9 protein-coding genes are annotated in these 13,207 nt (G+C 62.2%); all 9 read right to left on the minus strand.

The annotated features are described in order from the left end of the window. Positions 1 to 653, minus strand: a 653-nt coding sequence (locus B3F77_RS00105) for a hypothetical protein (RefSeq protein ID WP_293602990.1), incomplete at its 3' end; no start/stop codon positions are given. A 49-nt stretch (positions 654 to 702) separates the two neighbouring features. Continuing rightward, complete coding sequence (gene glyS / locus B3F77_RS00110; RefSeq protein ID WP_293602991.1) at positions 703 to 2,943, minus strand: glycine--tRNA ligase subunit beta; 2,241 nt, start codon at positions 2,941 to 2,943, stop codon at positions 703 to 705. A 2-nt stretch (positions 2,944 to 2,945) separates the two neighbouring features. Further along, a complete protein-coding gene (glyQ, locus tag B3F77_RS00115) occupies positions 2,946 to 3,860 on the minus strand; it encodes a glycine--tRNA ligase subunit alpha (RefSeq protein ID WP_293602992.1) in 915 nt (304 codons plus the stop codon). A 124-nt stretch (positions 3,861 to 3,984) separates the two neighbouring features. Then, positions 3,985 to 5,649 (minus strand): apolipoprotein N-acyltransferase, encoded by a 1,665-nt coding sequence (gene lnt / locus B3F77_RS00120; protein WP_414702928.1) that lies wholly within the window; start codon positions 5,647 to 5,649, stop codon positions 3,985 to 3,987. Positions 5,650 to 5,655: 6 nt separating this feature from the next. Next, positions 5,656 to 6,510 carry an HlyC/CorC family transporter gene (locus tag B3F77_RS00125; protein WP_293602993.1) on the minus strand — a complete coding sequence of 285 codons (855 nt, stop codon included), beginning with the start codon at positions 6,508 to 6,510 and terminating at the stop codon, positions 5,656 to 5,658. 162 nt (positions 6,511 to 6,672) lie between these two features. Further along, positions 6,673 to 7,389: a GNAT family N-acetyltransferase gene (locus tag B3F77_RS00130; RefSeq protein WP_293602994.1), complete on the minus strand. Its 717-nt coding sequence runs from the start codon at positions 7,387 to 7,389 to the stop codon at positions 6,673 to 6,675. A 247-nt stretch (positions 7,390 to 7,636) separates the two neighbouring features. After that, complete coding sequence (locus B3F77_RS00135; protein WP_293602995.1) at positions 7,637 to 8,110, minus strand: Lrp/AsnC family transcriptional regulator; 474 nt, start codon at positions 8,108 to 8,110, stop codon at positions 7,637 to 7,639. A gap of 182 nt (positions 8,111 to 8,292) precedes the next feature. After that, positions 8,293 to 11,937 (minus strand): response regulator, encoded by a 3,645-nt coding sequence (locus B3F77_RS00140; RefSeq protein ID WP_293602996.1) that lies wholly within the window; start codon positions 11,935 to 11,937, stop codon positions 8,293 to 8,295. Beyond that, complete coding sequence (locus tag B3F77_RS00145; RefSeq protein ID WP_293602997.1) at positions 11,937 to 13,049, minus strand: response regulator; 1,113 nt, start codon at positions 13,047 to 13,049, stop codon at positions 11,937 to 11,939. Before B3F77_RS00145 ends, B3F77_RS00140 begins: the two co-directional genes overlap by 1 nt. Between the last annotated feature and the right edge of the window lie 158 nt (positions 13,050 to 13,207).

A 13,207-nucleotide genomic window follows, 5' to 3' on the forward strand; every position in this document is an offset into this window, starting at 1 on the left:
GGGGCAGACACGTTGGCCGATACCACCTGCCAGTCGGTAACAAACTGGCCGGAAAAACGGCCACGCGAAAACTGCAGCGCCAGCGTGTCGCCGGGCCTGATTTGCGCGGCCTGCGGATCGTCGATCAGCAGACGGTGCGGCGCGTCCAGACCAGGCACCTGCAGGACCAGCTCGGTGCCACCCACGCCACGCAGACTGGGCGGCTTGAACTGGCTGGCCAGCACCCGCGCCGTGACAGACGCCGGATTTGACACTGCCCCCGGCGCTGCGGCGGCGTGCAGAAACAAACCCCGCTCATTCAGGTGCCGCTGCAGCAGCGCAGCACTGCCGGCCAGCCAGAGCAGCACCCAGACCACGCCGACCAAGGGCATGGCGCGGCGCCAGCCCAGACGGCGCAGCAGCAGGCCAGACAGGACCAGCAGCACCAGCGCCGCGGCCACAGGCCAGAGCAGGTCCAGCGGGCCATCCGGTGTGGATACCGGCAACAGCGGCAGGGCTGGCGTTCCGGGCTGGCGATCATTCAGCCGTTCGAGCACCCAGCGCAGGCCCACCAGGACGGCGGGCGGCGCAAACAGCAGCCAAGCCGTCTGCAGCGATGTCCAACAGGCCAGCAAGCCGGTCGGCGGGGCGATGCGGACGGCCGGGCTGGTCATGGGGAGTTCAAGGTAAGCGGGCCGAAGGCGACGTGGCTGCGCTGGCAGCTCAGGCCGCCAGACGCGACAGGTCGGCCACGCGGTTCATCGCGTGGTGCAGGCTTTTCAGCAGCCCCTGGCGGTTCAGGCGCAAATCCAGCTCTTCGGCATTGACCATGACGCCATCGAAGAAGGCATCGACCGGTGCGCGCAAGGCCGCCAGGGTTTGCAGCGAGGCGGTGTAGTCACCAGCGTCGAACTGCGCGTCAGCCTTCGGGGCGAGTTCTTTCATCGCGGCATACAAGGCGATTTCAGCGGGCTCCTGGAGCAGCACTTCGCTGACATGGGGGTCGACATCCTGCGCTTTCTTGAGGATGTTGGCGATGCGTTTGTTGGCGGCGGCCAGTGCCGGTGCTTCGGGCAGCGCTGCGAAAACGCGCACGGCGGCCAGGCGCTTGGTGACATCACCCAAACGCTGCGGACGCAAGGCCAGCACGGCGTCGACTTCCTGGGCGCTGTAGCCCTGCTCGCGCAGGCTGCCAGCGAGGCGGTCGTAGATGAAACCAGATAAATTCACGACCGTTGCATCGTCGAAAACACGTCGCAAGAACCCAGATGCGTGGACAGAAATCCCGCCTGCTCGCTGTTTCTCTGCAATCTCCTTGTCCTGCTGACGATCCCAATAGTTTCGCTGTATCTGCTCGTCATTCAACACATCAAACGCAATGGTCAATAGCTGCTCAAGGTTGAGCGGCAGGTCCTTTTCGGTCAACATTCGAATGACGCCCAGCGCATGGCGGCGCAACGCGAACGGATCCTTGTCGCCAGTAGGCAAATTGCCGATGCCGAACATGCCGACCAACGTTTCCAACTTGTCGGCCAGCGCGACCACCAAGCCGGTCGTGTTGCGCGGCAGCTCATCGCCGGCAAAGCGTGGCTTGTAGTGGTCTTCAATGGCGACGGCTCGGTCTTCACCTAAACCGTCGTGACGGGCGTAATAGCCGCCCATGATGCCTTGGAGCTCCGGGAACTCGCCCACCATGTCGGTCAGCAAGTCGGCCTTGGCCAGACGCGCCGCCGTATCGGCCGCCTTGGCGAGCGTGTCGCCACCCAATTGCTGGCCGATGGCAATGGCAATGGCACGCACACGCTCCACGCGCTCGCCCTGGGTACCCAGCTTGTTGTGATAAACCACTTTATCCAGGCCGTCCACGCGCGATGCCAGCGTCTTCTTCCGATCCTGGTCGAAGAAAAACTTGGCATCAGCCAGGCGTGGGCGCACCACGCGTTCGTTGCCGCCAATCACCGCGCTGGCATCGGCAGGGCTGATGTTGCTGACCACGAGGAACTTGTTGGAGAGCTTTCCCGCCGCATCCAGCAGCGGGAAATATTTCTGGTTGGCCTTCATCGTGAGGATGAGGCATTCCTGCGGCACGTCGAGGAACTGCGCCTCGAACTCGCAGACCAGCACGTTCGGGCGTTCGACCAGGCCAGTCACTTCACTCAGCAGGTCTTCGTCCATCAACACCTGATAACTTGGCCCAAGCTTCTCGGCGGCCCGGGCTAGTTGCAAAACGATCTCGACGCGGCGCTGGTCGAACCCGGCAATCACCGCGCCATCCCGCATGAGCGTGGCGGCATAGCTGTCGGCATCCGCAATCACCACGGGCGAAACCTTCGCTTCAAAACGGTGACCTTGTGTCGTGTTCCCGGCCGTGAGCCCCAGCACTTTGACTGGCACCACGGTGCTGCCGTGCAGCGCCACCAGGCCGTGCGCGGGGCGCACGAAGTTCACGCTGCTCCAGCCGGGCAGCGCGCAATCGGTCTCAAGCTGGTAGCTCATGACCTTGGGGATGGGCAGCTTGGCAATGGCTTCTTCCAGCGCCTTTTGCAGCCCGGTGTCGAGCGTGGCACCCGTGGCCAGGCTGTCGTAGAACAGCGCTTCAGCCTTGCCATCGGGCGCACGCTTGAGCGCGGCCACGGCGGCTGCCGGGTCGGATACGTCGGCGCCCAGCGCCTGCAGCTTCTTGATCAGTGCAGGCGTGGCCTTGCCCGAAGCGTCTAGCCCCACGGACACCGGCATGAGCTTTTGCTGCACGGCCTTGTCGGCGGCCTTGAGCCAGACGTGGCTGATGTGCGCGGCCAGGCGGCGCGGCGAGGCATAGGCCGTCACCACCGATTCGGCGGTGGCCAGGCCCTGGGCCTTGAGCTGCTCGGCCAGCACACCGGCGAACGCGTCGCCGAGCTTCTTGAGCGCCTTGGGCGGCAGCTCTTCCACAAACAGTTCAACCAGAAGGTTTTTCGTCGTCATGTTCAGGCGCCCTTCTTCGTGATCTTCGTCATTTGCTCGACCCACTCGCGTGGCGCCAGGGGAAAGCCCAGGCGCTCGCGACTCTCGTAATAGCTTTGTGCCACGGCACGCGCCAGGTTGCGGATGCGGCCAATGTAGGCGGCGCGCTCGGTCACGCTGATGGCGCCGCGCGCGTCCAGCAAATTGAAGCTGTGCGCGGCTTTCAGCACCTGCTCGTAAGCCGGCAGCGCGAGCTGCTGCTCAATCAGGTGGCTGGCCTGCTTTTCATGCGCGGTGAAAGCCGTGAACAGGAAGTCGGCGTCGCTGTGCTCAAAGTTGTAACTTGATTGCTCTTTTTCATTTTGCAGATAGACGTCGCCATAGCTCAGGCCTTCGGTCCACGTCAGGTTGTAGACGTTGTCCACGCCCTGCAGATACATGGCCAGGCGCTCCAGGCCGTAGGTGATTTCGCCGGTGGCAGGCTTGCAGTCGATGCCGCCAACCTGCTGGAAATAGGTGAACTGCGTCACTTCCATGCCGTTGAGCCAGACTTCCCAGCCCAGCCCCCAGGCGCCGAGGGTGGGATTCTCCCAGTCGTCCTCGACAAAGCGGATGTCGTTTTTCTTCAGATCAAAACCCAGCGCTTCGAGCGAGCCGAGGTAGAGCTCCAGAATATTGGCCGGTGCCGGCTTGAGCACGACCTGGTACTGGTAGTAGTGCTGCAGCCGGTTGGGGTTCTCGCCATAGCGGCCGTCTTTCGGGCGGCGGCTCGGCTGCACGTAGGCGGCCTTCCAGGGCTCGGGGCCGAGCGCTCTTAAAAACGTAGCAGTGTGCGATGTACCGGCACCGACTTCCATGTCATAGGGCTGCAGCAGGGCGCAGCCTTGCTCGGCCCAATAGGACTGCAGCTTCAGGATAATTTGCTGGAAAGTAAGCATAGGAATGGGTTGTAACAAAAGCGCAATGCTGATTTGCGGGGTTTCAGCGCCGGGGGGCAGCGACACCTCGGGCGACATCGCTAAGCATTCATTTTACGCGGCGATAACTGCAGGCCCAGGCTCTTTAGCGGCGCCGAAAAACCAGCGCCAGCCCCGCCACGGCCAGGCCCAGCGCCCATAGCGGCCACAGCCCATAGCGCGACACCCACCAGGCGTAGGGCGTGATGCCGCTGCGGCCCTCTACCTCACCGACCAGCGCACCGCGCGTGTAGCGCGGCAAGGAGTGCGTCACCTGGCCGCGGTGGTCAATGATGACGGTGGCGCCTGTGTTGGTGGCGCGAATCATGGGTCGGTCAAATTCCAGCGCCCGCATGCGCGAGATCTGCAGATGCTGGTCAATCGCGATGGTGTTGCCAAACCAGGCAATGTTGCTGAGGTTGACAAAGATCGTTGGCGCCAGCGCTGCATCCGTAAAGCGGGCACCCAGTTCTTCGCCAAACAGGTCTTCGTAGCAGATGTTGGGCGCCAGCCGCTGGCCCTTCCAGTCAAATGACGCTTGCCCCACCGCGCCGCGGTTGAAGTCTCCCAGCGGTATCTGCATCCGCTCGGTAAACCATCTGAAACCAGTCGGAATGAACTCGCCAAACGGCACCAGATGATTTTTGTCATAGCCGTAGGGTCTGGGCGGCTCAAGCAGGTTGGGCTCATTGGGTTTTAAACCGATCACCGAGTTGGTGTAACCCGCCTGGAAACTGCCCAGCGGCAGGCCAATCAGTGCGGCCTGCTGCCCGGTGGCAAAGCGGGACTGCAGCGCCTGCCAGTAGTCCTTGGGCAATTGCTGCGGCAGCAGGGGAATGGCGGTTTCGGGCGCGACCACCAACTGGGTTTTAGCGTCACGCAGTTGTTCACCATACCAGCGCAGCGCCGTAGCCACACCCGTGCCACTCTGGAATTTTTCGTCTTGGGGAATGTTGCCTTGCAGCAGGGTGACCGACAGGGCCTCGGACGGTGCCGGAGTGTCTTCGATGTGAACGGTGTTCAGCACCGGCAGCCAGGCCACCGCCACACTCAACAGGACAAGGCTCAGCACCGTCAGCCAGCGCGTCCTGGGCGGTCGCAAGGACATGGCCAGCCAGGCGGCGACCAGCGCCGCCACAAAGCTCAGCCCATGCACGCCCACCCATGCCGCCAGCGGCCTGGCCCAGCCGTCCACATGGGCGTAGCCGCCCTCGCCCCAGGGAAAACCGGTGAACAGCTTGACCCGGGCCAGCTCGGCCAGCAGCCAGAGCGCCGCAAAAACAAGTACACGCGGCGCCCGCTGGACGGGGGCCAGCACCACAAACAGGCCACTTGCAGCGGCGTAGTACAGCGCCAGAAAGGCCGCGAGCAAGACGATGGCCAGTACCGTGAGCGGCGCGGCCAGGCCGCCGTAGACATGCATGGAAATATACAGCCACCAGAAGGTGGCACACAGCATCGCCGTGGCAAACAGCCCACCCAGCCAGGCGGCGCGCTTCCAGGACCGACACCCGTCGAGTTGCGCGACCAGCAAAACCAGCGCCAGTACCTGCAACCACCACACAGGCTGACCCTGCACCATACCCAGCCCGGAACCAAAGGGAAAAGGCCATGCCATGCTGGCAGCATGGGCGCCACCAGCTATAAAAACAATAGCTATCTGAAGCAGCGAGAGGCGATTGCGCCGCGGGTGACCGGCACGCTCCAGCAAGGCCGGCAGGGTGAGCATCGAAGACACCATGCTGTGGATCATCTGCTCCCCCTCTTTCATGACGGTTCAGTCGCTGGTCGCGACAGGCGAGACCTTGAACCAGCGCACGGCACCGCCTTTGGTGTGCAGCACGGTGAACTGCAGGCCGGCCAGCGCGTAGTGTTCGCCGCGCTTGGGCACATGGCCCATCTCGTGGGCCACCAGGCCACCTATGGTTTCAAAGTCGGTTTCGGGCAGCGTCACGGAAAACGCGCCGTTGACGCGCTCGATGGAGGTATCGCCGCTGACCCGGTAGGTGTGGTCGGTCAGGCCGAAGATGTCGCCTTCGTCCTCGGCGATGTCGAACTCGTCTTCAATTTCGCCGACGATCTGTTCGAGCACGTCTTCAATGGTCACGAGGCCCGCCACGCGGCCGAACTCGTCGATAACGATAGCCAGATGACTGTGGTTGTCGCGGAAGTCGCGCAGCAACTCATTGAGCCCCTTGCTTTCGGGCACAAACACAGCGGGACGCAGCAGGGCCCTGATGTTGAGCTCGGGTGCGCGCTGCAGCTTGAGCAAATCCTTGGCCATCAGGATGCCCAGTATGTTTTCCTTTTTGCCTTCGTAAACCGGGAAGCGCGAGTGGGCGGTGTCGATCACCAGATGCAGCAGCTCGTCAAACGGCGCATCGATGTTGATCTCATCCATGCGCGGGGCGGCCACCATCACGTCACCGGCCGTCATGTCGGCCATGCGGATCACACCCTCGAGCATTTCGCGGCTCTGGGCGCCAATGACGTCGTTGTCCTGGGCGTCCACCAGGGTTTCAATCAACTCGTCTTTGGAGTCGGGACCGGGGTGGAGCATTTCAGCGAGCTTTTGCAAAAAGCCGCGTTTGTCTTCTGCCTTGGAAGATCGACTGGGAGGAACGTCGGACACGGGTGCGGTCGGTAGTGAGTAAGCCGACTAGGATAACGTAATTTCCCAGAACCCGGCCAACCGGGAGGCGACCCAAGCAATTTTCCGCCGGGCCGCCCCAAGCAAGTTCAGCCCCCTCGGGGGGCAGGGAGCACCACGCAGTGGGCGAACGTGGGGGCTATGTTATTCGCGCACGCCATGGCGCGCTTTCTGCAGGGCGGTCAAAAAGTCCCAGAATTTCTTGGCCTGGACTTTGAGGCGGTAGTCGGTCTGGGCGAGCTGCTCTTCGACCATTTCGGTCATGCGCGAATCCAGGTCTGCCGGTGGCAGCTTGAGGTAGGCCTCGCTCTCGGAGCCGTCGCGCTCAATCCTGGCACCGGCTTTGCGGGCAATCTTGAGCATGGCGGTGTTTTCGCTCAGCGCATGGATGAACATCATGTCGACGCCGTCGTTACGGGCATGCGTCACAGCGCGGTCATACAGGCGTGTGCCATAGCCCCGGCCGCGCGCTTTGGCCAGCACCGAGACGCCAAATTCGGCGCAGCTCTTGAGTTCAGGGTCGGTTGAAAACGCCAAGTGCGCCATCGCAATCAACTCAAGCTTGCGGTTGTAGATGCCGAAAATCTCGTCACGCTCAAAATTGAGCCCGTCCACATAACGGCGAATCTGCTCGTCGTTGGCCGCATAGCCAAAGCGCAGATAACGGTCATTCTCATCGAGCGCCAGCAGGTGCCTGGCGATGCGCTCGCCGTGCCTGGGGCCGATGGAGCGGATGGGCACCAAGACGGGTGTGACGTAAGGCATTGCGGGGCCGCGCTGCGCGTAGTCCTCCGTGGGCGCGCGAAGGAACTCCCTGCCCGCGTTGAAGGATGCTATTAATAGTGTGCCGGGTGTAACCATGACTCCAATATAAGGGTTTTCACCTAGAATTCCCACCTGAACTTCTGGAAATGGCTTGAATAGAGAGGTTTGTCAAAAATTTAACAAAGTAGCCTGAAGCCCAATAAATACGGGAATACCGCGCTCTTATTTAAAGAGCATATGGAATATTTTCAGGTAAATTGTTGCGGTGCAGCAACATCTGGGCGGGTCATTTTTAGCTGTTCACGACTCAAGCAGCCCGAAACTGGGCTGCATGGGGAGTCATTCACAGAGGCACCGCCGTCGTCGCCTTGACCCGATCCAGCACAAAACTGGTTTTGCAATCCTGCACGCTCGGGTGCTTGAGCAGGGTGTCCATGATGAAGCGGCGGTAATGCGCCATGTCCTGCACCACCACCCGCAGCAGGTAGTCCATCTCGCCGGTTAAAGCCGCGCACTCAGCCACCTCAGGCCAAGTCTGCACACTGGCGCGAAACAAATCCATGGGGTTGCGTTTGTGACTTTCGGTGTTCTTTTCCAGCCGGACATTGATGTAGGCGGTGAGCCCCAGCCCGACCGCCTCTGGCTTGACCAGGGCGACATAACGGTCAATCACGCCGCTTTCCTCCAGCCTTTTCACGCGCCGCAGCACCGCGCTGGGCGACAGACCGATCTGCTCGGCCAGTTGCTCGTAGGTGGAGCGGCCCTCAAGCTGCAGGCTGCGCAAAATCTGCCGGTCGAGCTTGTCAAGTGTTTCCATGGGCTCTATTTTGCAGGTCTATTGCGCCATCGGCAATTTCAACGCCCCAAGGCAGCACTAAATGGCCGTCACTCCCGCGGTGCAGGGCCAGTCTGAGCGCCCACCATGTGGCGACCATGCGCGCGGCGGGCCGGTAAACGCCACAGGAACGCCACCCACGCCTCCTGCCCCGCTTAATTCGCTTAGACCGCCCAATCGTGAAGCGCGCGGCAAGTCTGGTCGGTCAGCTCGGCAACCAGGGTCACCTGCGGCGCGGCATCCGCGGGCCACTGGCCTTGCAGGCAGGACTGCTCCAGGGTGAAGCAGGCGTCACTCAGCGCTTGCGCCCCGACGTTGGAGGCCGCGCCCTTGAGTGCATGCGCGGCGCGCGAGAGCGCTCCGCTGTCAAAAGTCGCCAGTGCAGCGCGGATGTCGTCCATGCGGTGGGGCGCATCGCTGGCAAACAGCGCAATCACCTCGCGCGTCATGCTGCGTTCGTCGTCGTCAAACTCCTTGAACTGCTCCAGGCGATTCCAGTCCATCAGCACCAGCGATGCTTCAGCGCTATTTTTCTTATTTCCCCCCGTTAGCACTGCGTAACCAGCTATTACTTTGATAGCATTTTCACTGCCAGGCAGTCTGGCGTAGCGCGCCAGCGCAGCGCGGATATCGTCCATACGGTTGGGCGCATCACTGGCAAACAGCGTCTTCACTTCGCGCGTCATGGCGCGTTCGTCGTCGTCAAATGCCTTGAACTGCTCCAGGCGACTCCTGTCCATTCGCGCCAGCGATGCTTCAGTGCCAATTTGCGGTTTCTCCCCCGTGGACACTCCGTTACCAGCTATTATTTTGATGGCGTTTTCACTGCCCGGTTTTCTGGCGTAGCGCGCCAGCGCCTCTGACAATTCATCAATATGCAGTGGCTTGGGTAAAAAGCCCACCATCCCGGCCTCCAGACAGCGCTGGCGGTCCTCTTCAAATACCGAGGCGGTCAGCGCGATGACAGGGGGCGCTGCGGTGCCATGGGTGCTGATGATCTGGCGCGAGGCGGCAAAGCCGTCCATCACCGGCATGTTGGCATCCATCAGCACGGCGGCATACTGGCGCGGTCCTTCGCGGGTAGTGGCGCCCGTGCCGCTGCGCAGCGATGCGGCCACCAGGTCCACCGCTTCGCGCCCGTTGATGCAGGTGGCGGCCTCGTAGCCCAGCTTGGTCAGCATGGCCAGCGCTACCTTCAGGTTGACCGCGTTGTCGTCGGCCACCAGAATGAATTGATTTTTAGCCTCCGGCCGCTCGACTTTCGCTACTGTTTTAATAGCCTGCTGCGCAGAGGTGACGCGCGCTATGGCCTCAAAAAGCTGTGACTGGCGATAGGGCTTGAGCAGACGCGCATCAAACACCCGGGCGGGCTCGCCGGTCGGCATGGTGCCCGATGTCAGCAGCACGATAGGCGTCTCCGGGCTGCGCTCGCGCAGCGTCTGCGCCAAGGTCTGGCCGTCCATCTCGGGCATGTGCATGTCGGTCACGACCACATCCACAGGATGGCTTTGCAACCACGCCAGTGCCTCGGCGGCGCGCTCAAACAGGGTGGGGTGCATGCCCCAGCGCCTGAGCTGCTTGTCGAGAATGCTCAAATTGACGGGGGTGTCGTCCACCACCGCGACCTGCTTGCCGGACAAACTGACCAGGTATAAAGAAGCCAGCTGCGAGACCTCTGGCGCATCCATATGGCCCAGCCGCGCGGTGAACCAGAACGTGGAGCCCTCGCCCGGGCCGGATTCCAGCCCCACACTGCCGCCCATCAGCGTGGCCAGACGCTTGCTGATGGCCAGGCCCAGCCCGGTGCCGCCGTATTTGCGGGTGGTGCCGGCGTCCACCTGGGTGAACGACTGGAACAGCGCGGCTTGCCGGTCTTGGGGTATGCCAATACCGGAGTCCTTGACGCGGAACTCAATCAGCGCCCCCTGCTGCGGCGTAAAGTCCTCCAGTACATGGGCCGACACAATGACGGTGCCTTGTTCAGTGAACTTGACGGCATTATTGACAAAATTGAGCAGCACCTGGCGCAGGCGCGTCACATCACCGCGCACCCAGATGGGCAGCTCGTCGCCCAAGTCCACCAGCAGCTCCAGGCCTTTCTCGCGCGCACGCGGTGCGCCAATATCGCAGGCCTCCTCAATTGTGGCCAGCAGGTTCAGCGGCTCGTCTTCGAGGGCGAGCTTGCCCGATTCGATCTTGGAAAAATCCAGGATGTCGTTGATCACACCCAGCAGCTGGTCGCTTGAGACGCGCATGGTGTGCACATAGTCGCGCTGCTCCGGGTCGAGCGGCGTGTCGGCCAGCAGTGTGGTCATGCCCACCACGCCGTTGAGCGGGGTGCGGATTTCGTGGCTCATGGTGGCCAGAAACGCTGCCTTGGCGCGCGCTGCCCCCAGCGCCTCTTCACGCGAAGCGGCCAGCTCGGCCGTGCGGCTGGCGACCCGCGCTTCCAGTGTTTCGTTGGCTTCACGCAGGGCAATGGTCTGCGCATCAATGGCCGCGCGGTTGCGCACAATTTCTTCAGCGCTGTCGTGCATGGCTTGCGAAAGCTGGCGAACTTCGGCAATACGGGCGTCTTGCTCCAGCGGCGGCACCTCGACGCGCGCCAGTTGCGCGGCGGCGGCGCTCAAGTGCTTGAAGCGACGGCTCAGCCGGTAGGCCAGCCAGGTAGCCAGCAGAGCTCCGAGCAGCAAGGCCAGGCCCATAGCGGCCCAGGTCTTTCGCAAGGCGGCTTGAGTGGTGGCCGTAAAGTCACTCTCCGGGGCGGCAACCACAAGGCTCCAGCGCAAGCCCAGGTTTTCGCCGAAAGGCTGGAGCGCCACCACCAGCGTGTCGTCGCCCATGGCCACCCGGCGCAAAAAAGCCACCCGCTGCACGCTGGACTCCCGTGTTTTGCCGATGCTTGACGCGGCCTCGTTGTAGGCGCTGCGAATAATAGCGTTACGGCTTTGCAGGGGCCTGCGGCGCTCCAGCTTGCCGTCAATATCGGAAAAAAGTGGATCGCTGGTCGAGCTGGCCACCAACAACCCCTGCTCATCGACCAAAATGGCGGTGCCGTGTGCGCTGAGTATCATGGTCTGCAACAACTCGCTCAGACGCTTCAGGTGCAAATCCACCGCGAACACGCCCAAAGCGCCGCCATCTGCGCCGTAAACGGGCTGCGCCAGCGTGAGCAGCAATTGGTTTTGTGCCGCTGACGGAACCACGGGCGTGAAGACACGCCCTTTGTGTTCCATGGCCGCCTGGTACCAGGGTCGGTTGCGGGGCTCATAATTTTGCGCCTCGGTCGCCTCTATTTTGCTGCGGTCGCCCGGGTAGCCGGCTGAAAAATAACGCCGACCCGCGTCGCCTTGTTGGCGCAGTCCCACGCGCATGAGGCTGTTGGCGTTTTCAGAGACGGTCTCCACCCCCAAATACTCGCCCCGATAGCTTGCCAGAACCATATGCGGCACGCTGGGCGTCATGCGTGTCATGGCAAACGCGGTTTGCTCAAACAGCGCCGGCTCTTGCATGAGCTGGCGTGCCCGCGCCACGCCCGACTCAGTCGTTTGCTCCTCGGTCAGCCCGTTGAGCACGGTATGCGCCTGCGAGAGGTGCTCTTCCGTGCTGCTCTGCACGCGCTTGACCAGGTCGTCGACAATTTTGTCGGACAGTGTTTCCACGCTTTGCAGATTGCTGCGGTACAAAAGCCAAGCCACCGTGGCGGCAGGAACAATGGAGAACAGCAGCAGACTGGTCACCAGCACAACGCGCAGCGACCATGCACGCCGGTGAAGTCGCCTTATCGCAGGCATTACCCAGCGCAGCATCATGCCAGCCCCACAATTTCTACCGTATCCATCGGCTGGTTACGCCCCGCCACCTGCACCAGGGCGCGTCGGCCCGTGCGCACCGCGCCCGTCACCAAGCGCACGGCCTGCACGCTGGCGGCGATGGTCCAGTCCAGTGGGGGCTGGCCCTGGAACAGCTTCAAGGCGACGGCGACGGTCTCGCCCACGGGCGTGGTTTGGCCGGCGCGGCCTATCAGGCCATCCAGACTGGCAAAGGCCACCGGGCCGCTGTGCAATGCCACGCCCATGGAGAATCTGGGCAAGCCGCGCTCAGCAAAGCGTTGCCGCACATAGGCATCAATGCGTTTGGTGGCATCGGCCAGCCCCAGTGCGGCACGTACCGCGCGCAGACCGTGGTTGACTGAAAGGGTATCGCTGGCGTCCACAAACACACACAGCATGCCGTCGCCCACAAACTGCATGGTGTGCGCGCCAAACAGATACACGGTATCGCCCACACTGCTGTAGAACTGCTGCACGATGTCGCTGAGTTCGGCGCTGGTCAGGTGTTGCGTCCACAGCCCATAGTCGCGCATGTCGGCAAACAGCACCGTCGCGCTGGTGAACTTTTCGTTGTCCTGCACCGGGCCGCTGTCAGGCCACTGCTCGCTCAGCGACCGGGCCATGCGCATTTCGTAGAGATCGCCGACTTTTTGGCGTTGATCCTCCAATGCGAGCTGCACGGCTTTGTCCACCACCTGTACCCGCATGGCGTCTGCGCGGATGCGCTTGTTGAGCTGCGCACTGACGGCCTCACGCAGCTCCTGCGGGGCAAAGGGTTTGGTCAAATAGTCATCAGCACCGGTGGTCATGCCCTGGCGCATATGGCTGCGGTCTTGCAGCGATGTCAGCAAAATCACGGGCGTGGTCGCCAGGGCCTCATCGTTACGCACCCGGTCCAGCACCTCAAAACCATCAAGCAGCGGCATCTGAACGTCGCTGACCACCAGGTCGGGCTTGTGTTGACGAACAAGCGCCAGGCCTTTGGCGCCGTCTTCTGCGACCATGACCTCATGGCCTTCTTTTTTGAGCACCTGACCGACCAGCATGCGGGTGCCTGCGTCATCATCAATTACCACGATCAAGGGCATAACAAACTCTCACCATTTCTGAAGTTTTGAAGTTCTTATTCCGTCGGCAACCGCTGCGGCTCGTTCCATCACGCTGTCTGCACTGCGGGTTCAAAACCCTATCGACACCGGCACGACCGGCCGCACGGCAGCTATCCACGCTATCCGGCGTTGCAGAA

It is taken from the genome of Polaromonas sp. UBA4122 (genome assembly GCA_002381615.1).
Taxonomy (GTDB): domain Bacteria; phylum Pseudomonadota; class Gammaproteobacteria; order Burkholderiales; family Burkholderiaceae_C; genus Polaromonas.

What these genes read in the sequence shown, in the direction of transcription:
- glyS (WP_293602991.1), bottom strand. Translation starts at nt 2,943, where the DNA reads ATGACGACGAAAAACCTTCTGGTTGAACTGTTTGTGGAAGAGCTGCCG.
- glyQ (WP_293602992.1), bottom strand. Translation starts at nt 3,860, where the DNA reads ATGCTTACTTTCCAGCAAATTATCCTGAAGCTGCAGTCCTATTGGGCC.
- lnt (WP_414702928.1), bottom strand. Translation starts at nt 5,649, where the DNA reads ATGAAAGAGGGGGAGCAGATGATCCACAGCATGGTGTCTTCGATGCTC.
- B3F77_RS00130 (WP_293602994.1), bottom strand. Translation starts at nt 7,389, where the DNA reads ATGGTTACACCCGGCACACTATTAATAGCATCCTTCAACGCGGGCAGG.
- B3F77_RS00135 (WP_293602995.1), bottom strand. Translation starts at nt 8,110, where the DNA reads ATGGAAACACTTGACAAGCTCGACCGGCAGATTTTGCGCAGCCTGCAG.
- B3F77_RS00140 (WP_293602996.1), bottom strand. Translation starts at nt 11,937, where the DNA reads ATGCTGCGCTGGGTAATGCCTGCGATAAGGCGACTTCACCGGCGTGCA.
- B3F77_RS00145 (WP_293602997.1), bottom strand. Translation starts at nt 13,049, where the DNA reads ATGCCCTTGATCGTGGTAATTGATGATGACGCAGGCACCCGCATGCTG.